The sequence below is a fragment of the Antribacter soli genome, from assembly GCF_021568775.1.
GTDB lineage: Bacteria > Actinomycetota > Actinomycetes > Actinomycetales > Cellulomonadaceae > Antribacter > Antribacter soli.
This window is the reverse complement of the sequence record NZ_JAKGSG010000040.1, coordinates 85,238-106,149: the sequence shown is the minus strand read 5'-3', so window position 1 is coordinate 106,149 and position 20,912 is coordinate 85,238. Positions and strand designations below refer to the sequence as shown.

Below are 20,912 nucleotides of genomic sequence, written 5' to 3'. Positions count from 1 at the left end.
CACGGGCCGCAGCAATCGCGCAACCGGCATGGCCAGAGAGTCAGCCGGCGGACCTCGATCCCATGACGTCCTGGATCGCCTGGACGAGGTAGGGGCCGAGCGTTCGCGCCCACGTTGCCGTGACGTGTCCCGCCGTGTCTCGATAGACGACCACGTTCCCGACCACGCTCGGGCATCTTCCCTCCACGCAGTAGAACGACGTCAGGTCCACGACCGCCGCCCCGGGTACCCTGCGGGCCGCCTCGGCGAGCGGATCGTCCGCTCGGAGAGCCACCTCGACCGGCGTGCCGCACGGGTCGGTCGCCTCGAAGCCGAGCCGGGTGACGCAGTCGACGGCGTCCGGGCTCGGGTCAGGGTTGTCCGCGACGATCACGACCGCCGTGCCGGCAGCCACGACCTGCTCGATGGCTGCGACATGATCCGCAGCGGTGGTGGCCGCAACACCCCGCGACGCTGCGGCGACGACCAGGTCGAACCGGCCGGAGGACAGGGCGTGCTGGATCTGCACCAGGTTCCGGCCGCACCGTGCACGCTCCGGATCCTCCGGGACGTACCAGCGGCAGCCGTTGCCGACGAACGTCTCGACCCGCCAGTTCGCGTCCTCCAGCTGGGCTCGGACCATGGGAAGCATCGCGGCCGCATGGCTGTCGCCGACGAGCGCGACGCGCAGGGCGCCGGCGTCGCGGCTCCCGTAGACGCAGGTCTCGAGCGGCTCGCCCGCAGCCGCGTAGCAGTCGTAAGCGCCCTCGGTGTCGAACGGGGCGTCCGGCCCGTACGGGGCGAGCGACGGGCCGTCGTTGATCTGGTCGCAGTGATGTGCCGGATCGAGCGCCGCCGCACCGAAGCAGTCTGTCGGGCGGCCCGCGGTGTTCCCGGCAAGGACGACAGGCGCCGCCAGTGCAGGCGGCGCCGCGACGGCCCGTACCCAGGCAGAACCCACCACACCGAGGAGAAGGACCGCGACGGTCGCCGTCGCCGCGTGCCGCCAGCCCTTGGCGGGCCGGGGCAACCGGCGCGCGCCAGGCGAGTGGAACCACGCAGCGCGGCGCGCCGGCTGTTCCAGGTACCGGTACGTCATCGCGGACAAGACGAAGGTCAGCACGATCCCCGCGACCGAGTACGCCCACGAGCCCTTGGCGAGCGCCGTCAGCAGGAGCACCGCGACCGGGAAGTGCCAGAGGTAGAGCGAGTAGGAGATCTCGCCCACGTAGCGCGCCGTGCGGTTCGTCAGAAGCGGGTTGGCGACCGTCCCGCCGACCCCCGCCGCCAGCACCAGCGCGGTCGAGGCCACGGGAACCAGTGCCATCGGTGCTGGGAATCCCTGACCCGCCGTGACGATCGCGGCCGAGACGACGATCCCGGCGAGGCCGAGCAACGAGAGCACGGACCGCACCGCTCGGAGACCCACCGCCAACCACGGCGAGGCGATCGCGACCAGCGCCCCGGCGCCGAGCTCCCACGCGCGGGACGCCGTCGAGAAGTAGGCCCACGTCGGATGCGAACCGGTCTCGATCACGGCCCAGCCGAACGAGGCCGCCGAGATGACGGCGATCGCCACACCGGCGACGAGGCGGAGGTGCTCGTGCCGCCAGCCCACTCGTCGGTGCGCCAGCACGAGCAACCCCAGGAGAACCCACGGCCAGGCGAGGTAGAACTGCTCCTCGACCGCGAGAGACCAGTAGTGCTGGAGCGGCGACGCGGCCATCTCCTGCTGGAAGTAGTCCGTGCCCTTCTGCGCGAAGCGCCAGTTCGCCAGGAACGCGGAGCTCGCGACCGCGTCCTTGCAGATGTCGACGAACCGTACCGATCCCACCAGAGCAAATGAGACGCAGACAGTCACGAGCAGGACGAACGAGGCTGCGGGCAGGATCCTCTTGATCCGCCGGACGTAGAAGCGCGTGAACGAGATCGACCGGCTGATCTCGTATTCCCTGAGCAGCAGGCCGGTGATGAGAAATCCGGAGATGACAAAGAAGACGTCGACCCCGACGAATCCGCCGGCCGGACGCCCGGCCAGGTGGTCCGCGACGACTGCCACCACTGCTACGGCCCGCAAGCCCTGGACGTCCGGGCGAAAGCCGGGACGCTCTGTCTCCCCCTGCACAGGACGATTCGAACCGCGATCTGCTGTTGCCACAACCTGAGTCACAGCATCCCCAGAGGCATTCCCCGCTTCGGATGCCGGATCGGTTCGACCATGGTTCCCTGGTGAGTCGTCAGCCATCCGATCTGGGGGAATCGTGGTCGCGAAAGTACTCCGAAAGGCAGCCAAAGCGGGCAGGCTTGTTATGGCAGATCCGGCAGGGGTGATGCTGATCGAGCGGGTGCGCCGGAACCGGCTCACCTATCTGCCCCGGATCGCACTGCTGAACCTGCGGGAACGGATGCACCAGCTCGAGCGCGACAGCGTTCCTGGATCTGTCATCGAGGCGGGTTGCGCGCTCGGCGGCTCTGCGATCGTTCTCGCCGCTTCGAAGGCGAAGAGCCGGCGGATGACCGTCCACGACGTCTTCGGGACGATCCCGCCCCCGTCCGACAACGACGGGGACGACGTGAAGAGCAGGTATCAGATCATCCTCGACGGCCAGTCCGAAGGTATCGGCGGTGACGTCTACTACGGATACCGCTCCGACCTGAAGGCCCAGGTCGCGGCGAGCTTCGCCGACCTGGGCGTGCCCACCTGGCGCAACAACGTCACCCTCGTGCAAGGCCTGTTCGAGGACACCGTCGATCCGGAGGGGCCGGTCGCTCTCGCACACCTCGACGGCGACTGGTACGAGTCGGTCAAGGTCTGCCTGGAGCGGATCTGGCCGAAGGTGTCGGTGGGAGGTGCGGTGGTCGTCGACGACTACGACGCCTGGTCGGGCTGTCGGCGGGCGGTCGACGAGTTCCTGGGTCGGCAGGACGACGTACGGGTCGAACGCGCAGCCCGACCGCATCTGGTGAAGGTCGGCTGATCAACGAGGTATGGAAGCCTTCTCCTGGAATCCTCGGCGCAACAGGCTGCCGGGCCCACTGAACGGCCGGTTGATCGGCAGACGGACGAACAACTTCGGCGACCTCCTCGGGCCGCTCGTCGTCAAGGCCCTGTGCGAGCGGGAATCGCTCGCGTGGCCGCCGTCGCGGCCCGGCCGCCTCTTCTCGGTCGGCTCCGTCCTCCATCTCGCGAGGGACGGGGACGTCGTGTGGGGCTCGGGCGTCAACGGAAAGGTCGATCCTGCTGCGCATCGGTTCTCGCACCTCGACGTCAGGGCGGCACGGGGTCCGCGCACTCGCGCTTTCCTCCGAACGCGCGGTGTCGATGTGCCCGAGGTCTTCGGGGATCCCGCTCTGCTGCTCCCGCAGCTCGTTCCCGCCCTCCGCGAGTGGTCTGCCTCCAAGACACGTCAGGTCACGGCCGTTCCCAATCTGAACGAGTGGCACCTGTGGAGGTCCGCGCCCGCTGTCCTGAGTCCTCGCGCGAACGTCTGGCACTGCCTGCGAACGATCGCCGCAAGCGAGCGGGTCATCGCCTCATCGCTTCACGGGATCGTGGTCGCCGAGGCCCTCGGCATCCCGGCGACCCTCATCGCGAGCCCGATCGAGAGCCCGTTCAAGTACCACGACTACTTCGAGGGCACAGGCCGGGAGATGCCGGCCCCTTACCCCTCGCTCGAGCGCGCCTTCCTGGCAAGGCCTCGTGAACCAGACCTCTCGGGCTGGGACCCGGCATCCATGATTCGCGCCTTCCCTCGCGACCTGTGGGCCGATGGGCGCCACACATCGACCACGACCGTCGGCCAGACCGGAGAGCAATGACGACGCGCACCAGTGACAGCGTTCTTCTCGACGAGCTCCGGCAGGCGACGTCGGACGCCCTCGCCGCGGTCGTCGGCACGGGCAAGGACGTGGTCCTGCTCGACGCCCCGAACCAGCGCAACGTGGGGGACTCTCTCATCTGGGCCGGCGAGGTCGAGTACTTCCGTCGTCTGGGGCTCCGCACGCGATACGTGGCCGACCGCAGGAGCTACGACCCAGCGGCGCTGCGTGCCTCCCTGCGTCCAGGTGGCACTGTTCTCATCCACGGCGGCGGCAACTTCGGAGACCTCTGGGAGACGCACCAGTCCCATCGGGAGCAGATCGCGAGCGACCTTCCGGACTACAGGATCGTCCAGCTTCCGCAGTCGATCTGGTTCCAGTCACCGGCGCGGGCGCAGCGGGCGAACCGGCTCCTCGGCGCCCACCCAGACTTCCACCTGCTCGTCCGGGATCGAGAGTCGGCAGCCCGAGCAGCTGCACAGCTCCCCGATGTCTCGACGTCGTACTGCTGGGACATGGCGCTCGGCTGGCGGCCCGCCCGGCCCGTGACCCGGGGCACCGGTGTGCTGGTGCTCGCGCGCTCGGACCATGAGGGCACGTCAGGGTTGTCCTCCGCCGACCTCACGGGCGCGCTCGACCGTCCCGTCCCGTCCGTCGACTGGCAGAACCGAGGCCTTGCCGAGGGAGCCTGGCACGCGCTCCGGCTGGTCCCCCGGCTCGTTCACCGCTTCCCGGTCCTCCGCCGGCCCGCTCTTCGTCCACTGACGACGGCAGCCATCACCGGGATCAACCGCATCAACATCGACGGTGGTGTCCGCCTGCTCGGCGGGGCAGGTCTGGTCGTCGTCGACCGGTTGCATGCGCACATCCTGGCCGTTCACCTCGGTATCCCGCACGTCCTCCTGGACAACAGCTACGGCAAGCTGAAGGCCGTCTACGACGACTACACGGGGAGGTTCAGCACCGCGCACTACGCGCGAGACCTCGATGAAGCGATCGCGCTCGCCGCCGACCTCCACGACCAGAGCAGGCGGTGATCGCGTGCTGGCCTTCGTGACGTCGCTTCGCCACCCGCTGAACTCCGACGACTACGGGAGGGTCGAAGCGTTGCTGCGAGAGACCCTGCGGTCGGTGTGTGCGCAGACCAGCGACGAGTACGCCGTCTTCGTCGTCGGCAACAAGGAGCCCCGGTTCCCGCTGCCGGAGCCGGTCACGTTCGTTCCCGTCGACTTTCCGCCGCCCGTCCAGCACCACGGCCCGGTGACTCCTCGCGAGCCGTTCGTCTGGGACAAGGGGACGAAGATCGGCATCGGCCTCGCTGCGGCGCGTCAGGTCCGCCCGGACCACGTCATGATCTTCGACGCCGACGACTTCGTGCACCGGCGCCTCGCGGAGTACGCAGCAGATCGCCGGGCGGAGCCGGGCTGGGTCCTGACCGAGGGCTACATGTATTCGAGCCGCCGCCGCAGTCTCCAGCTGCGGCGCGACTTCAACCGCACGTGCGGCACGTCACACATCGTCCGTTTCGACGCCTACGGAGTACCGGACGACCTCGCTCCGTCTGCGACGCAGCAGGAGGTCGCCCACGCCTATGGCGACCGGCTCGGCGCCATTCTCGGTGCGCACCGTGACGCCGTCCATTGGCTTGCCGACCGCGGGTACGCGCTCGCACCGCTGCCCTTCCGTGGCGCCGTCTATCAGGTCGACACCGGAGAGAACCACTCCGGAAAGGGAATGCGTGGCCTTGCCCGGCCGCTCGGAGCGTCGACGGCGAACGCCTTCACCATCCCGCTCCACGGCTCACCGGTGCGGCGCGCCTGGACCGCCTTCGGGCCCGCCTACGTCGCCGAGTCAGCAGGAGGACTCGCACGGCGCGCGCTCCTGCGCCTCCGCTGACCGGACTATCCCTCGGTACCGACGCTCACCGGCTCGCGTCGCGACCTGCCGAGCAGCTTCCGGGTCCGGACGAGCTGGCGCGCGTCGTGACGGAACGCAGGCCACAGGACGAGCTCCAGCCCGAGGATCACCGTCATCACGACGCCGCCAAGGAGGATCGCCACCCACGGGTGGTCGGGACCGACCAAGGCCGCGACGAAGCCGGCACCCGCCGCCGCCCCGCTGTGCGCGACGACCGTGCGGGCCCCGCTGACGAACCACGGTCGCACCGAGATCCCGGTGACCCGCCCGACCCACCAGAGCGACGCCGGCCAGATGAGCGCCATCATCGCCGAGTAGCCCGCCGCAACTCCGATCACGCCCCAGATGCTGCCCAGGAGCACCCCGACGACCACCAGCGGCCTGGACACCAGCGCGAACTGGAGCTGTGCTCGCGTGTTGCCTGTCGACATGAAGACCCAGTTCGGCGCGAACCCGGCAGCCTGGAAGATGCCGCCCACCGCCAGGACGGCAAACACCGGGACGACGTCGACCCACATCGGACCCAGCACGATCTCCACGACCGGGCCCGCCAGGGCTGCGGCGAGCGCCAGGAACGGGACCATGGCGTTGAGCAGGATCGTCTGTCCGCGCACCAGAAAGCGGGAGAACTGTTCCGCGTCGTCCTGGAGGCGCGAGAGCACCGGCATGGCGACCTTCGCCGCCGGCCAGGTGAGCTGACGGATCGGAAGCATCATCATCTGGAACGCGCGGTTGTACAGCCCCGCGGCGGAGGCCCCGAACCGCGCACCCACGACCACGGTGTCGACGTTCATGCTCACGTAGGTGAGAGTCTGTGCGCCGAGGAAGTGGAGACCGTACGAGACGAACGTCCTCACCGACTCGTGACGTTTGGGCAGGCCCGGCCACCAGCGTGCGGCGAGGATCGCGCCGAGGGCCATCACGCCCGAGGCCACCACCTGCTGAGCGACGAGCGCCCAGTACGAGCCCTCGGCGGCCGCGATGGCGACGGCGACGACCAGTCCGAGGAGCGGACCGACGACGTCGATCACAGCGCTGACTCCGAACCTCAGGTCGCGGAGAAGGCCGGCGCGGAACTGTGCGGCCATCCCGCCGACCACGAACGGGATGGCGAGCCAGCGCGTGATCACTGCGAGTGCCGGCTCGCCGTACAGCAGGGCGACGAGCGGCGCGGCGACGAACACGGTGAGACCGGCAGCCGCACCGAACGCAAGATTGAGCCAGAACAGGTTGTCGCGCTGGCCCCTGGTGATCGACGGCGCCTGGATCGCCGCGCGCGACAGCCCGAAGTCCTGGAGCAGGTCGGCGATCCCGACCACCGCGGTCACCATGGCGACAAGGCCGTAGTCCGCGGGTCCCAGAAGGCGCGCCAGAAGGATGATGGAGGTGATCTGGATGCCGATGCGCAGCCCCTGCCCGGCCAGCGTGACGGCGCCACCACGAGCGGCGCTTCGACCGAGCGCACGGACGTTCGGCTGCGAGCCGCCGGAACTCATCGGACGTCCTCCCTCTGCGTCGGCCGCCGCGTACTGGTTCTGACCGTCACGAAGACCTGGGTACGCGAACCGACCACACGGCTCGGCGGAGCCTGCGCGCAAGACCCCTCACCAGGCGGTCCCGGCGTGACTGCTGACCGGCGGGACGCCCACCCGAACCTTCGACGTTCAGGCGCGGGAACGGCACCGCGTGGACGGGTCGTCCGAGGTGGCCAGGTAGGTACGCGAGCGGATCCTGGCCCTCGGCGATCGCACGACTCGACAGCACCTCGACACGTCGTGCCGGATAGAAGGCGGACTCATGATGGAAGGTCCGGAACCCGAGGATCTCGAGGGCCCGCACGAGCGTCGTGATCCCGGTCTTGTTGAGGCCGACGCCGAAGATCTTCCCCTCCATGCCGCTACTCCTCCCCGTCGTGTCGTGCACTCGCCCGTGCGGTCCTGACCCGGCTCCGGCTGTTCGCTCCGGCGAGCGACCGATAGAGCTCCGCGTGCCGTTCGCCCACGCGACTCCAGTCACGCGCCGTGAGGTTCGGCCTGCTCCCCGACGGGCGCTGTCGCGCTGTCGTCAGCGCCTTCGCGAGATCGGCCACGGCGAGATCTCCGTCGAAGAGGTACACCCAGTCCTGACCCACCTCCTCCGCCAGGGCGCTGGTCGCCGGGTTCCGCGGCAGGAGGACGGGACGATCGAGCGAGAGCGCGAGCAGCGCCGCCCCGGAGTTGTGCACGTCGCGATACGGCAGGGCGACGAGCTCGGCCTCGCGGATCTCGGTCGCGAGACGCTCATCGCTCACCCGATGCAGAGCGCTGGTCACGCGAGGGTCCTCGACCGACGCTGCCGTGATCGCCGCGACGACGTCGTCTCCCCAGGGCTCGCCGACGATCCGGAGGCTCGCCGGCTCGTCCCATGCCCGGAACGCCTCCAGCAGGCGCTCCGTACCCTTGTACGGCCGAAGCTGACCGAACTGCAGCAGTCGGCCGGGTACCTGACTCACCCCTGGGGCGACACCACGGTAGACGTCTCGGTAGTGACCGTGCGGGATGGTGACGGCACGAGCGTCGTCGGCGAGTGGCGTGACCGGGTTGAGCCGGACCCACGCCGCGGTACGCCTGGCGATGGCGACGAACAGGAGCCGCTCCGCCGGGCGCGTCGCCTCGTGCGGCTGCAGGTTGTGCATCGTCCGCACCACCGGTGTCCGGGAGAGCTGGAGTCTCGCGAGGAGCAACCAGGCGAGCCCGTGCTTGGCGAGCCGCTGGATCGCCCTGGGTGACCGCACGAGGTGTTCCGGCCAGTGGAGATGAAGGACGTCGTATCGGCCCAGGAGTGCTGTACGCCACGAGAACGTGAAGATCTCCACGTCCGCCGGCGCCCCTCCGATCATGTGGTCCACGTACTGCGTGGTCCCGTCGGGCCGGGGGAGCGCGTGCAGGACACGGATCCGGCGGTTCGTCTGGAACGTCACAATCGCACAGCACCACGACGGGCAGGGCGTCCGATCCCGCGCAGACCTCGGAGCTGGACGAACTGCCAGGCACGCCCGGAGAGGTGAACCGGGTGAGAGATCGCGGCCTGGGCAAGGCGTGCAACGGCCTCCGCGTCACGCCCCAGAGCCTGCGCCCGGCGCGCGCGCTGCAGGAACGCCTGGCACCTCAGGGCACGCTGCGACATCCCGACGTCGGGCACACCGATCCACGCGGCGTAGTACCGGCGGATCCGCTCCTTGCACTCCAGCACGGCGGCAGGGTTGCGGCTCGACTTGCCTTCGAACACGTGATAGCGAATGGACGGGATCGAGTGACGGAGGACCCTTCCCACCAGAGCCAACCGGACGAAGAGCTCGTAGTCCTCGGCGAACCGGGGGTTCAGCGGCAGCGGCAACGTGCGATCAGCACGGGCGAGGGACTCCCTCCGGACCACGGCCGCACCAGGCGGCCACGGGCCGAAGCCCGCGCGGACCATCGACGCGGCGGTGTTGTCCTCGTACTTCACCGGGATCACGCGCTCAGCGCCGTCCGGCCACACACCCACTGTCGCTCCCCCGGCCACGGACGCGCCCGCGTCGTCCCGCAGCAGCTCGACCGAGTGCGCGATCCCGTCAGGAATGAGCTCGTCGTCGGCGTCCAGGAACACCACGAACTCGCCCTGCGCACGGGCAAGCCCTGCGGCCCTCGCCCGGGACGGGCCCTGGTTCGCCTGTGAGACGACGGTCGCGCCGGCGGCTCGCGCAACGCCGGCAGTGTCGTCGGAGGACCCGTCGTCGACCACCATGACCTCGCTCGCGCCCGCGGCCCACGCGCTCTCGACCGCGGAACGGATGGTTCCGTCGGAGTTGTACGCAGGAATGACCACCGAGATCATCGACACGACCATCAGACCTCTTCCTTGACCGGAGCTCGCAACGCCGCCGCGTGCGCGAGGCTGCGCTCTTCACGCTCTCGCACGGGCGCCTGCGCGAGAACAGTGAGCTGGCGCTCATAGGCCTCGAGGACTCCCCGCCACGAATAGAGCGAGCGGGCGCGCTCGACCAGCGCACGACTCGTCGACTCCTGCCCTGCGGGATCGTCCAGAAGGGCGCCGAGCGAGTCGGCGATCGAGCGCGGCGACACCGAGGTGAAGATGCCGGAGGCGCCCAGCACCTCGCGGTTGAACACCGTGTCCCGAGCGACGACCGGGGCACCGCACAACATCGCCTGCACGAGAGCGGGGTTCGTCCCCCCGACGCTGTGCCCGTGGAAGTACGCACCCGCGTGGTGCCAGAGCGCATGCAGTCGACGGTCGTCGCTCACGTGGCCGAGCCAGTGGACCCGCGGGTTCCTGCGCGCCAGCTCGTCGACCGACCTCTCCAGGTCTCCGCCGTGCCCCGAGGAGCCGACGATGACGACGTCGCGGCTGTCGGCGATCATCTCTGCGGCGGCGACGAACTCGGACACCGAGTTCTCCGGGACCAGCCGGGCCACGAACAGCACATACTTCCTGCGCGGAAACTCCGGCGGGCGATGGTCGGCAACGTACTCGTCGCCTCCGTACGGGATGTAGACGCCCTCCCGCCCGAACTCGGCGGCCCACAGGCGGCCGATCTCCCTCGAGTCCACGATCAGCTCGTCGGCGGTTCGCGCTGTCACGCGCGCGCCCGCGGCAAAGACCCCTCGGGCTATCGGGCCCCACTTGTCGCGCTTCCACTCCATGCCGTCGACGTTGACGAGCGTCGGCACCCCCAGCGACTTCAGGAGCGGCAGCCAGAAGCCGTTCGCCACGTTCATCACGAGCGCGACGTCCGGACGCTGCCCGGCCGCATGCCACGAGGCGGTCGCTCCATGGGTCAACGTGCTCAGCGAGCGCGAGCTGACTCCCCGCGTCTCCACGACCCGTGCGCGGTGGTCGCGCGAAGGGTCGTCCGGGACGGTCGCTCCCGGTCGTCCATAGACCGTCACATCCCATCCCGCATCGATGAGATAAGGCGTGAGATGCCGGACGGCGGTCTCAAAACCCCCGTAATAGCTCGGATATCCCCGTGTTCCGATGATTGCGACGCGCGGATGCGAACCGAACATACCGATACCCCCCTGTCGGCAGCCGCTGTACCAATACCTGAACAGACCCACACGGATCTGGCAACTTGAAGACGGGAATCAGCAGTTTGCGACAACAGGAAACTTTGGCGCGACGCGCCTAGCATCCGGATGTACAAGGTCAGAAGGGATCAACAGCCCGCACCGCGTGCATGCCGGCATCGATTGGGAGACGTCAGAGAGTGGCTATCACATCAACTGTCCGACGGCGAGGTAAGTCCGAATCAACCAGCATTGTCCCGCTATGCCTGCTCGGCCTGTTCGTGGCGGGCCTCCTGCTCGCACCGCTCTTGCCGACCACCGCCTATGTCGTCACGGTGCTCTGCCTCGGATTCCTCACGATCGTCGTGCCGCTTGCCCTCCATCTGCAGCGGCAACGCGACATCGCGTTCTTTCTCCTGATCCCCACCATCATCTCGGCGACGCAGAACGTCTATCTGCTCACAGCCGTCGACGCCTTCGACAAGGCGGAGCTGCAGTTCGCGGTCGTCATCAACTTCGTGATAGCCGGCGTCGTCTGGGTCATGCTCTGCGGATCTCGTTCGCGGGTCGCGGTCGCTCGGACCGGCGAGTGGCGCACGCTCCATCGCGTCACAGCCGCCACCCTGATCGCGATCACGGCCTACGGCATGGCCTTGACCCTGCTGTTCCAGGCGTCGATCATCCCGGCGCTGGCGTCGTACCGAAACCTGATCACGCCGATGCTCTTCTTCTCCATCGGCCTGCTCGCCAGCCGGTTCGCCAGCCCGCGCAAGTACCTGTCGTCGCTCGTCGCACTCTGCGTGCTCGCCGTCGTGTTCGGCCTCGTGGAGGTCACGACGCCCCGCTTCTGGCAGGAGCTCGGCATCGCCGGCCTCTGGGAGGGCAAGGACATCGGCGTGAACGGCACGACCGGTATCCCGAACAACTTCTACTCGTCGGAGCTGATCGGTGGCCGACAGACACGCAGGATGGTCGGCCCGTTCGCCGACCCGGTCAACTTCGGCACGTTCCTGTTCGCCGCTTTCATGGCCGCGTGGGCGCTGCGGTCCAGACTGGCCGCGGTCCTTGCGGTCTTTGCCAGCGTCCTGGCCCTCAGCAAGGGTGCGCTGGTCAGCTTCCTCGCCTTCAGCGCGTTCTGGACCCGGTACTTCTCGTCACGGACGAACCATTTCCTCGCCGTCGTCGCTGCCGGCGGGGCGGGCCTCTACTTCTACGGATTCGCCACCGACAACTCGACGGGCAGCGTCGATGCGCACGTCGGCGGACTCCTCGCAGCATTCGTCGAGCTGCCCCAGCATCCGCTCGGCCGTGGGATGGGGAACATCGGCGTACTGTCGACGCTCTTTACCGAAGGGGCCGAGACCGATGTGAGCGAGAGCGGGTTCGGGATGGTTCTCGGCCAGCTCGGGCTGGTCGGCGGGATCGCCTATGCCGTGTTCTTCGTCGCCCTGGTGCGCGCAGCGCTGCGAGTTCGCTCCCGGCGTGCGCGCCTCCTGACCGTCGGACTCCTCATCGGGATAACCATCAATGCGGCGTTCAACGAGGTTGCGCTGAGCCCGAACTCGTCCGCGCCGTACTTCATCATCATCGGGCTGGTTATCGGTCGTGACCTCATCCTGAACCAGACCCGCGAGGACTACGGGACCATCTCGGAGCGTGACCTGTCGATCGAGTGGGGGCCGGCCCGGGACATCCCGGCAGACGCCGGGAGTGCTCAGGGCTGACGTGCACTGCCGAGGTCACACGGTCCGTACCCGGGCATCGCGCGTGCGTGCCGCCCCACCCTGGAGCGCGGTCGCCTCGTCCTCGGGGATCGCCCCGGGGGCCCCGTCGGTCACCGGTGAGAACGGGTGGGCTGCCACGCCCTCGGGCGACGCCTGCACCCCGCCGACGGGTCCGCGCCGGGGCCCAGGCTCCGGGACCGCCTCCACCGATGCGGTCGAAGGGTGCCAGTCAGGCGGCCTGCGCACGTGCCGCGGCCTGCCGAATCCCATCCGCCTGAGCCCACGCTGCAAGCGGCTCGGCGCGGCCCCGGTGTGAGGCTCCTCGGAGGAGTACTCGTAGTACCGGTACCGGTACCCGGCGTCCTCCTCGAGGGACATCCTGTTGAGGACGATGCCGTGGACACGGGCATCGACGGCGGCGAGCGCATCCATCGCCTCCGCGAGCTGTGGCCGGTGCGTCAGTCCCGCGCCGACGACGATCACCGCGCCACCGGCCAGCTTCGCGAGGACGGCACCGTCCGTCACGGGAAGAAGCGGTGCGGTGTCGAGGATGACGATGTCGTACGTGTCCCGCAGCACCTTGAGCAGGTCCGCCATCTGCCGGGACCCGAGCAGCTCGCTCGGGTTCGGGGGGATCTGCCCTGATGGCAGCACGTGAAGGTTCTGGTTGCCCCACGGCTGGACCGCGTCCTCGAGGGTCGTTCGCCCGATGAGGACGGTCGTGAGACCCACGGCTCCCTCGAGTCCCATGTACTTCGACACCGAAGGACGACGCAGGTCCGCGTCGACGATGATCACGCGCGAGCCTGCATCGGCCATCGTGATCGCGAGGTTGATGCTCGTCGTGGACTTGCCCTCCCCCGGGATCGCCGACGTCATGACCAGAGTCCGGCCGTCACCGTCCAGCGTCAGGAACTGGAGGTTCGTCCGAACTCTTCGGAGCGCCTCCGCCCGGGGACTGTGCGGGCTCTCCTGGACGATGAGCGGGTGCTGCGTGGCCTCCTCGTCGTACGAGATCATCCCGATCACCGAAGCATCCGTGACGGCCCGCACGTCTTCCGGCGTCCGGACCCTGGTGTCCAGGATCTCGCGGAGAAGGATCGCGGCGACCCCCAGTGCCAGGCCGAGCACGAGCCCGAGCCCGGCGTTCATCCTGGTGTTCGGCGACGCCGGCGCACCCGGCGGTGTCGCTGACCTCACGACGCTCAGCTCAACCGTCGACTCGCTCGCCGCCGGCGAGTTCTCGATCTCCGCCACGAGCACCGCGAGGTTCGCAGCGGTCGCGTTCGCGATGTCGGCGGCGACGGTCGGTGACGCGTCTGTCGCCTCGATGTTGATCAGGACGGTGTCCTTGGGCACTGACGCCTCCACCCGGCCCGCGAGCGAGGTCGCAGTGGCGTCGAGGCCCAGCTGCTCGATGACCGGTTCGAGGGCGCGCGGGCTCTTCACCAGCTCCGTGTACGACCTCACCTGCTTGGCGGTGAACGTCGTGCCCTGGACGAGCTCACTGGTCGAATCACCACCGCGCAGCGAGACGAACACCTGGGCGGACGCGCGGTACATCGGTGTGGAAGCCAGCGAGTACAGAAGGCCGATCGCCAGCCCGATCGCGGCGAGGGCGACGAGCCATCCCCAGCGGTTCCGTACCAGCCTGATGTAGTCGGCAAGCTCCATGAGTCCCCCTGCGTGCGTCGCGGCACGGTCAACGTCGGTACTTTTCAATCTGAGTCGGTCAAATCAGTTCAACACGAGGCATTCGTTCGCGCATGTTCGTTCCGGGACAGCCGTCAGTAGGCACCGCTCGGGAACATGACCGCCCGAGCCGTCCGCAACAAGATGGCCACGTCCCCGAGGAAGGACCAGTTCTCCACGTAGTAGAGATCCAGCCGCACGCTGTCCTCCCACGAGAGATCGGACCGCCCGCCGACCTGCCAGAGCCCGGTGACGCCCGGTTTGACGAGCAGTCGCCGACGAGCGGCGGCGTCGTACCGTTCCACCTCGCGCTCGAGCGGCGGACGAGGGCCGACAAGGCTCATGTCGCCCCGCAGGACGTTCCAGAGCTGGGGGAACTCGTCGAGCGAGTACCTGCGCATCAGCCGTCCGAGCGGCGTCACGCGGGGGTCGTTCCGGATCTTGAAGAGGACTCCCGCTCCCTGGTCGAGCGCGTGCAGGTGCTGCCGTCGCTCGTCGGCGTCGACGTACATCGACCGCAGCTTGTAGAGCGTGAACGGCCTGCCGTTGAGCCCGACCCTCCGCTGTTTGTAGAGAGCAGGACCCGAGCTGGTCGATCGCACCAGGCAACCGAGCACCAGGAGCGGCCCGAGCAGGATCGCGAGCATGACCGCCGACAGGACGACGTCGGCTGCTCGCTTCACGACGTGCTGAACCCCCGTGTAGCCGGGCGGCGTCACCTTCAGGACCGGGAGACCGTCGACCGTCGTCACCACCATCCTCGGACTGGAGACGTCCGCGAGGCCCGGGGCGACGACGAGCTCCGCCCTCAAGGGCTCGAGGTCCCAGGCGAGCTGCTTGATGACCTTGGGTGTCGCCTCGTTGGCTGCTGCGACGACGACAGCGTCGACTCCGAAGCTCTCGGCGACGGCCGCGGCCTGCTCCATGGTCCCCACGATCGGAGCATCGGCGACCGGAGACGAGCCGACGTCTCCGATCGGTCCGGCGAGACACACCCCGACGACGTCGAAACCGGCGCCCGGCTCGCGCTTGAGGCGGAGCCCGAGATCGTGAACCGGCCCCCACGCCCCGACGAGCAGGGTGCGCCGCAGGTGCAAACCCCGGCTGCGCTCTCGGTGCAGGCGAATCACCAGCAGCCAGCGCGCGAAGAGCACGAGGGTGAGCCCGACGGGCAGTGCGACGGCGACGTACGACCGCGCGAGATCGAACTTGATCAGGTAGCAGACCACCGCGACGAGCCCGAAGAGCCCGAACGATGCCCTGGCGACCCGGACGGCCTCCTCGCGACCGTGACCGAGCACCTGCGGGCTCCGGGAGCCGGCGACGCCCAGCGCGATCACCCAGGCCTCCACCAGGACCACGGAGATCAGGGCATACATGCCGCCGCGCGGCTCGAGCAGGCTCACGTCCGTGTGCGTGTCGAACCGCACGAAGTACCCGGCCGCCACGGCGACGGTCACCGCGACGACGTCCACCGCGAGCGTTCGCCGCACCAGGATGTCCTGCCAGCGCAGCGTCCGCCGCTTGTCCGGCCCCTGCGCGGGGTCGGCTACGGCGACCCGGCGAGGCTGGCGATCCGACGGATGGCCGGCGAGCAGGTCGGCAGCCGCCACGTCCCTCTCGATCGTCACGATCTACTCCTCGGCCCGAACTGACCGCCGCAGGAAAGCCGCGCGCTGCGCCCCGCCGTCTTTCGCGGCAGAGCGCAGCGCGTGCGGCAGCCCAGCAGCTCAGACGGCGGTCGACTCGGTCCTGCGGCCGCGAGCGCGAGCGCGGATCGCCACGAGCGCCGTCACACCTGCAAGCAGGAGTGCACCTGCCAGCACGAGGTACGGAGTGCTGCTCGCACCGGTCACGGGCAGAACGCCGCCGGTGGCAGCAGCCACGGCGGTGATGGTGGCGACGTTCGAGATGACGTTCCCGGCCGCGTCGGTGACGTAGACCTGGTAGGTGCCCGCCGCCGGAACGGTCACCGACCTGGTGGTGCCGTCCGCGTCGACCACGATGGTCTCCGTGGTCACACCGGCGATCTCCACCGCGCCGTCCGCCGCTGCGGCGCCGGACACGGTGAGGAACACCTGACCGTCCGGTCCGGTCGCGAGCACGCTGAAGGGCGTGCCGGCGGTGATGGTGCTCGACGAGACGAAGACCGTGTACGGCTCCGGGTCGGGCGTGTAGATGTCGGCGGCGGCCGTCCCGGCCGGCGCGACGAGGACCGCGAGAGCGATCCCAGCAGCACTGATAAGGCGTCGAAGCATGGCTCTGCCCCCTGTATTGGCCAACTGTTGCGCGTAAAGTGCCGAGGCTCCTCAAGCACCTGACCGCGCGCCCGGGCATGTTCAGCCGCGGTGCGCGCCCCCTGGGTCGTGTTGTCGTTCTGGGCGGGGATTCAATTCCTGAATGTCACCGAGGCCGGCCGAGCGCCTGGCGTGACCCGTATCAGGACATCCCCGGTTTGACGCTTCCCGGTGATAATTGCATAGGTCATGGCGGTTGTCTCGCCAGGGCGGATCACGACAGAACGTGATGCAACAGGCAACGCGTTGTGCACCTGGGGGGAAAGTCCGATTTCCTCGCCATTTACGGTGGAATTGATCAACGATCCACCGGCAGGTGCATAGACGAGAGAACGAATGCGGATCTCGCCTGCGTGCGCGAGATCTGGCCCGGTGACGTAGGCAGGGAGTTCTCCCACACCCGCGGCGTCCACCCTCGAGGTGTACTGCACGGTGACCTCGAGCTCGCGCGACCCGTCGGGCCGCGTCCTGCGCTCGGCCACCTCCACCGCCGTGTCGAGGTAGTAGCCGATCTTCGCCGCGTCGACGCCCTCCGCGAAGATGCCGATCACCGGCGACTCCTCGTTCACGCCACGCAGCGCCCCGTCCAGGACCGTCCCCGCGAGCAGGTCCTCCTCGTCACGGTCGGCGGACCACACCAGGAGGCGCCCCTCCCGTGCGGCGATCGAGAGCGCGTTGATCAGCCCCACCGAGTCCCCGGTGCCCTCCGACAGCGTCTCGAAGGCACGCTCCGCGACATCGGCGAAGATCGCGTCCTGGACGCTCGGCTCCTGAGTCCTGTAGACCCCGTTGAGCAGGTAGTCCACGAGCGCGTCACCCTGGAGCGTCCCGCCCGGCCCGGCGTCGATCGGCCCCGCCACGGCGAGCAGATCGGCCAGGAGCACCGGGTCGACGGCGAGCACACCGCCGACCTCCTGCCCCGTGTGAGCCCGCCACATCTCGCGCGCCACCTGCGCCGCCCGCGGGAAGTCGGGCGTCATGGTGACGTTCTGCATCCACCGGGCCATCTCCTCGTCGCCGAGCACCAGCTGCTCGTCCTCGCTCAGCGGGACGACCGGCTCGGGGAACGGACCGACCTTCTGCCCGGGCAGCTGCTGGACCAGAGACACGACCCCGCCCTCTGCGCGCAGCACGAGCACGGAGCCCACGATCCCGCCGAGCGCACGTGGCTCGGCGTTGTTCTGCACCAGGACCAGGTAGTCCCTCGGCCCGTCGGCCCCGAGCATCGGGGGGATGAGCCGGGCGGCGCGCGCGGCGGTCGCGGAGGTCATCCGTAGGTCCTCGAGCTGCCCACGGAGCTGCGTCACGGCCTCGCGCACGGGGGGCAGCATCGCCCCGTCGAGGCGCGTCACGCGCTGCAGCGCGGCGTCGATCGACTCGTCGGCCCGCACGACGTCGGGCGCGACCTCCTGCAACGGGCCGAGGTCGACCCGACCGTCGACGGGTGCGAACGTCGCGGGGCTGGCGAGCCGTACGACGCCCGCGAGATCGGGCAGCGGCCCGTTCGCCAGGTCGTCGACGACGTCGGCCATCGTCGCGACGGCAGCCACGGTGGGACCCACGCCGGGCAGCCGGCCCGCGATCGCCCAGTGCGGGCCGCTCGTCGCCGCCCGCGCCTGACCGGCGTCCTCCTGGAGCGCGGCGATCGTCACGTCGAGGTTCTCGGTGCGCCCGGCCACGGCGTCGGCCTTCAGCCGCGACACCTCGGTGGCCGCGTCGGCCAGCGCCGCCCGGGCGCGGACGGAGTCGAAGGCGACGAGGCCCAGGAGCACCAGCAGCACTCCCGCCACGCCGCCGAGCCACCTCAGCGCGATCCGCAGATTCCTGCGTCGCCGATGCGTCCAGAGGGTCCGCTTCGGCTCGGGCGGCTTCTGCCACACCTTCGCCGGCCGGCCCCGGGAGCCGCCCGACGGCGGTCGAGGTGCCCGGACCTCGCGAGGTTGTGTGCCGGCAACCCTCGGGACCGGACCGCTCTCCACGAATGGCGTGGTGCGCGCCGGTCTCGTTCCGACGGGCCCCTGGCCCGGCACGAGCTCCGACGCGTCCGTCCACTTGTCGCCCCAACCCGGATGAGTCATCCGGCCCCCTCCGCCGACGTCGACAACGTCCGCCACCACCCCGGGCGAAATCCCCCGATTCGGCGCGAGAACGGTGACAGTAGCCGTTACGTTACCTGCGGCGGTTCATCTGGTCCTGCCGAAAGACACGGCATGAATTCACCGCCGAGGCCCTCGCGCGCAACACCCGGGAAACACGCAATGGCGAATACCATGCCCATTCCCGCGCCGCCTCTCGATGAGCCGTGCGAATCAGACATATTTCTGGGAGGATATTCCATGCCCTTTACCGTCCTGACCGTGTGCACCGGGAACATCTGCCGCTCTCCAGCGGTCGAGACGCTGCTGCGCGCAACGCTCGACCCGAGCGTCGCGGTCGCAAGCGCGGGGACGAACGCGGTGGTCGGGGCGGGGATCTCGCCGCCGATGGGCGCGCTGCTCACTGCCGACGGGTTCGGGTCCGGCGGGTTCGTGGCGCGCCAGGTCACCACCGAGATGATCCGAGGGGCAGACCTTGTCCTGGCCTTGACCATTGCCCACCGCGCGTGGATCGTCGACCGCGAGCCGGCCGCCGTGCGCCGCACCCTCACCCTGCGCGAGCTCGCCCGGCTCGCCGGCACCCTCGCTCCCGGGTCGGCTCCCGGCAGCTCCGACGCGGAACGTCTGGCAGCCCTCGTCCCCGCTGCGCTGCTCGAGCGCCCGCGGCACGCCGGGCGCAGCCACGACGACGACGTCGTCGACCCCTACGGACGCTCCGAGCGCACGTACCGCGAGTCCTACCAGCAGATCCGGACCGCCCTCGTGCCCATCGTGATGGCCCTGCGCTCGTGAGCCTCAGTAGGCTCCCCGGCCTGACACCACCGCGCGCGCCGTCCGCATGAGGATCAGGGCGTCGTCGAGGAGGCTCCAGTTCTCGGCGTAGAAGACGTCGAGGCGGACCGACTCCTCCCAGGACAGGTCGGACCGGCCGGCGACCTGCCACAGGCCCGTCAGGCCCGGCTTCACCAGGAGCCGGCGGCGCATCCGGGACGAGTACCTCAGAACCTCTCGCTCGAGCGGGGGCCGGGGGCCCACCAGGCTCATCTGGCCGGCGAGGACGTTGAAGAGCTGGGGCAGCTCGTCGATCGAGAACCGCCTGAGGATTCGTCCCAGCCGGGTCACCCGAGGATCGTTGCGGATCTTGAACAGCGGGCCGGCAGCCTCGTTGGAGTCGGTCAGTGTCACGACCTGGCCGTCAGCACCCTGACGCATGGTGCGGAACTTGACCATCTTGAACGAGCGCCCGTCGCGTCCCACGCGGCGCTGGAGGTAGAACGGCGAGCCCGGGTCGTCGAGCACCACGGCCAGCGCGACCAGCATCATCACCGGCGCGCCGAGCACGGTGAGCAGGGCCGCCCCGCACCAGTCCAGGACGTGCTTGACCACGAGCTTCGCGCTGCGGAACCGGGGCGCCGCCACGTGCACCAGCGACATCCCCGGCGCAGGTGCAACAGCCGCGCGCCGCGGGGCCACGTCGGCGAGCTCGGCGGCCAGGAAGAAGTCGGCCCCTGCCCGCTCGGCGTCCCAGCCGACGCGGCGGACGTCCTCGGACGTGATCTCGTCCGACCCGCTCACCACGACCGCGTCGGCCCCGACCAGTGCCGCGGCCTCGCCCGCGAGGCTCACGTCGCCCAGGACCGGCACGCCGTTGATCTCCTCGCCCAACGCCATGTCGCCGGCCGGCACGCACACTCCCACGACCTCGTAGCCGTGCCCGATCGGCGCGTTCAGCCGCTCGATCAGGAGGACCGCGTGCGCGCGGCTCGCGACCGCCAGCACCTTCGTGGTCCAGCCCTCGCGCCGCAGCTGCAGTCTGTGCAGCCACTGCCGCCAGGCGTAGCGAGCGGTGACCAGACCCAGGAGTCCCACCGGGGCGACGACCACGAGGTAGGCGCGCGCCTCCGCGACGCCCCCGAGGAAGGCCGCCACGGCCAGCAGCCCGAAGAGCCGCCACGTCGCGTCGACGAGGCGCCGGTACTCGGTACGTCCCCGCCCGAGCAGCCGCTCGTCGTAGGCCCGACCGGCCAGCAGCGCAACGAGCCAGAGCACCGCCACGCAGGCGGAGAGGAGCAGCGAGCGGCCCGAACCGGGGGCCTCACGCAGGCTGTCCAGAAGCGGCAGGTGGACGATCGCGGTGATGGCCACGACGACGACGGCGTCGGTCGCCAGCACGCGGCGGCGGTAGCCGACCTGCCATCGGGTCCGCGCCGGCGCAGCGGGGCGGACGTCTCGGACTCGGGGCACGGGAAGCGTCACGGGCCCGCTCAGCAGGTGCCGTGCCCTACTTCTTTCGTCCAGTGTCGTCACGCTCAGGGTCCTCTCCGGGAGGGGCTCGGACGT

At 69.6% G+C, this 20,912-nt stretch carries 17 protein-coding genes; 6 read left to right on the top strand and 11 right to left on the bottom strand.

Annotated features, from left to right (window positions below; all coding sequences use genetic code 11):
* Nucleotides 1–40: 40 nt before the first annotated feature.
* Nucleotides 41–2,104: an acyltransferase family protein gene (locus L1785_RS14770; protein ID WP_236090034.1), complete on the bottom strand. Its 2,064-nt coding sequence runs from the start codon at nt 2,102–2,104 to the stop codon at nt 41–43.
* A gap of 184 nt (nt 2,105–2,288) precedes the next feature.
* Here L1785_RS14770 and L1785_RS14765 point away from each other — a divergent pair, with 184 nt between their 5' ends.
* The 4 genes from L1785_RS14765 to L1785_RS14750 all read left to right on the top strand — a co-directional run bounded on the left by L1785_RS14765 (nt 2,289) and on the right by L1785_RS14750 (nt 5,694).
* Complete coding sequence (locus L1785_RS14765) at nt 2,289–2,957, top strand: TylF/MycF/NovP-related O-methyltransferase (protein WP_236090033.1); 669 nt, start codon at nt 2,289–2,291, stop codon at nt 2,955–2,957.
* A 70-nt stretch (nt 2,958–3,027) separates the two neighbouring features.
* On the top strand, nt 3,028–3,798 hold the full coding sequence (locus L1785_RS14760; RefSeq protein WP_236090032.1) for a polysaccharide pyruvyl transferase family protein: 771 nt from the start codon (nt 3,028–3,030) through the stop codon (nt 3,796–3,798).
* The gene (locus L1785_RS14755) at nt 3,795–4,835 is read left to right on the top strand and encodes a polysaccharide pyruvyl transferase family protein (protein ID WP_236090031.1); all 1,041 of its coding nucleotides are present in this window, start codon (nt 3,795–3,797) and stop codon (nt 4,833–4,835) included. The genes L1785_RS14760 and L1785_RS14755 overlap by 4 nt, the downstream gene beginning before the upstream one ends.
* A gap of 4 nt (nt 4,836–4,839) precedes the next feature.
* Nucleotides 4,840–5,694 (top strand): hypothetical protein, encoded by an 855-nt coding sequence (locus L1785_RS14750; protein ID WP_236090030.1) that lies wholly within the window; start codon nt 4,840–4,842, stop codon nt 5,692–5,694.
* 5 nt (nt 5,695–5,699) lie between these two features.
* On the opposite strand, the gene L1785_RS14745 is transcribed toward L1785_RS14750, so the two are convergent.
* The 5 genes from L1785_RS14745 to L1785_RS14725 are packed head-to-tail and all read right to left on the bottom strand — an operon-like array spanning nt 5,700 to nt 10,763.
* Nucleotides 5,700–7,211: a lipopolysaccharide biosynthesis protein gene (locus L1785_RS14745; protein WP_236090029.1), complete on the bottom strand. Its 1,512-nt coding sequence runs from the start codon at nt 7,209–7,211 to the stop codon at nt 5,700–5,702.
* Between the two features lie 46 nt (nt 7,212–7,257).
* Nucleotides 7,258–7,608 carry a hypothetical protein gene (locus L1785_RS14740; protein ID WP_236090028.1) on the bottom strand — a complete coding sequence of 117 codons (351 nt, stop codon included), beginning with the start codon at nt 7,606–7,608 and terminating at the stop codon, nt 7,258–7,260.
* 4 nt (nt 7,609–7,612) lie between these two features.
* Nucleotides 7,613–8,674, bottom strand: a complete 1,062-nt coding sequence (locus L1785_RS14735; RefSeq protein ID WP_236090027.1) for a glycosyltransferase family protein — start codon at nt 8,672–8,674, stop codon at nt 7,613–7,615.
* Nucleotides 8,671–9,582 carry a glycosyltransferase family 2 protein gene (locus L1785_RS14730; RefSeq protein WP_236090026.1) on the bottom strand — a complete coding sequence of 304 codons (912 nt, stop codon included), beginning with the start codon at nt 9,580–9,582 and terminating at the stop codon, nt 8,671–8,673. Before L1785_RS14730 ends, L1785_RS14735 begins: the two co-directional genes overlap by 4 nt.
* Nucleotides 9,582–10,763, bottom strand: coding sequence for a glycosyltransferase (locus L1785_RS14725; RefSeq protein WP_236090025.1), 1,182 nt, complete (start codon nt 10,761–10,763; stop codon nt 9,582–9,584). The genes L1785_RS14730 and L1785_RS14725 overlap by 1 nt, the downstream gene beginning before the upstream one ends.
* Before the next feature lie 281 nt (nt 10,764–11,044).
* Between L1785_RS14725 and L1785_RS14720 the strand changes: the two genes are divergently transcribed.
* Entirely contained in the window at nt 11,045–12,487 is a 1,443-nt protein-coding gene (locus L1785_RS14720) for a hypothetical protein (RefSeq protein ID WP_236090024.1), read from the top strand.
* 15 nt (nt 12,488–12,502) lie between these two features.
* Here the strand turns inward: L1785_RS14720 and L1785_RS14715 are convergent, their stop codons facing one another.
* The 4 genes from L1785_RS14715 to L1785_RS14700 form a co-directional block, all read right to left on the bottom strand.
* The gene (locus L1785_RS14715; RefSeq protein WP_236090023.1) at nt 12,503–14,161 is read right to left on the bottom strand and encodes a tyrosine-protein kinase domain-containing protein; all 1,659 of its coding nucleotides are present in this window, start codon (nt 14,159–14,161) and stop codon (nt 12,503–12,505) included.
* A gap of 113 nt (nt 14,162–14,274) precedes the next feature.
* Nucleotides 14,275–15,810, bottom strand: coding sequence for a sugar transferase (locus L1785_RS14710; RefSeq protein WP_236090022.1), 1,536 nt, complete (start codon nt 15,808–15,810; stop codon nt 14,275–14,277).
* 99 nt (nt 15,811–15,909) lie between these two features.
* Nucleotides 15,910–16,437 carry an LPXTG cell wall anchor domain-containing protein gene (locus L1785_RS14705; RefSeq protein WP_236090021.1) on the bottom strand — a complete coding sequence of 176 codons (528 nt, stop codon included), beginning with the start codon at nt 16,435–16,437 and terminating at the stop codon, nt 15,910–15,912.
* Between the two features lie 131 nt (nt 16,438–16,568).
* Nucleotides 16,569–18,266 carry a DUF4012 domain-containing protein gene (locus L1785_RS14700; protein ID WP_236090020.1) on the bottom strand — a complete coding sequence of 566 codons (1,698 nt, stop codon included), beginning with the start codon at nt 18,264–18,266 and terminating at the stop codon, nt 16,569–16,571.
* A 546-nt stretch (nt 18,267–18,812) separates the two neighbouring features.
* On the opposite strand from L1785_RS14700, the gene L1785_RS14695 reads away from it, so the two are divergent.
* A complete protein-coding gene (locus tag L1785_RS14695) occupies nt 18,813–19,364 on the top strand; it encodes an arsenate reductase/protein-tyrosine-phosphatase family protein (RefSeq protein WP_236090019.1) in 552 nt (183 codons plus the stop codon).
* Nucleotides 19,365–19,367: 3 nt separating this feature from the next.
* Here the strand turns inward: L1785_RS14695 and L1785_RS14690 are convergent, their stop codons facing one another.
* Nucleotides 19,368–20,879 (bottom strand): sugar transferase, encoded by a 1,512-nt coding sequence (locus L1785_RS14690; protein WP_236090018.1) that lies wholly within the window; start codon nt 20,877–20,879, stop codon nt 19,368–19,370.
* Nucleotides 20,880–20,912 lie beyond the last annotated feature (33 nt).

What these genes read in the sequence shown, in the direction of transcription:
- L1785_RS14765 (WP_236090033.1), top strand. Translation starts at nt 2,289, where the DNA reads ATGGCAGATCCGGCAGGGGTGATGCTGATCGAGCGGGTGCGCCGGAAC.
- L1785_RS14755 (WP_236090031.1), top strand. Translation starts at nt 3,795, where the DNA reads ATGACGACGCGCACCAGTGACAGCGTTCTTCTCGACGAGCTCCGGCAG.
- L1785_RS14745 (WP_236090029.1), bottom strand. Translation starts at nt 7,211, where the DNA reads ATGAGTTCCGGCGGCTCGCAGCCGAACGTCCGTGCGCTCGGTCGAAGC.
- L1785_RS14740 (WP_236090028.1), bottom strand. Translation starts at nt 7,608, where the DNA reads ATGGAGGGGAAGATCTTCGGCGTCGGCCTCAACAAGACCGGGATCACG.
- L1785_RS14730 (WP_236090026.1), bottom strand. Translation starts at nt 9,582, where the DNA reads ATGGTCGTGTCGATGATCTCGGTGGTCATTCCTGCGTACAACTCCGAC.
- L1785_RS14725 (WP_236090025.1), bottom strand. Translation starts at nt 10,763, where the DNA reads ATGTTCGGTTCGCATCCGCGCGTCGCAATCATCGGAACACGGGGATAT.
- L1785_RS14715 (WP_236090023.1), bottom strand. Translation starts at nt 14,161, where the DNA reads ATGGAGCTTGCCGACTACATCAGGCTGGTACGGAACCGCTGGGGATGG.
- L1785_RS14705 (WP_236090021.1), bottom strand. Translation starts at nt 16,437, where the DNA reads ATGCTTCGACGCCTTATCAGTGCTGCTGGGATCGCTCTCGCGGTCCTC.
- L1785_RS14695 (WP_236090019.1), top strand. Translation starts at nt 18,813, where the DNA reads ATGCCCTTTACCGTCCTGACCGTGTGCACCGGGAACATCTGCCGCTCT.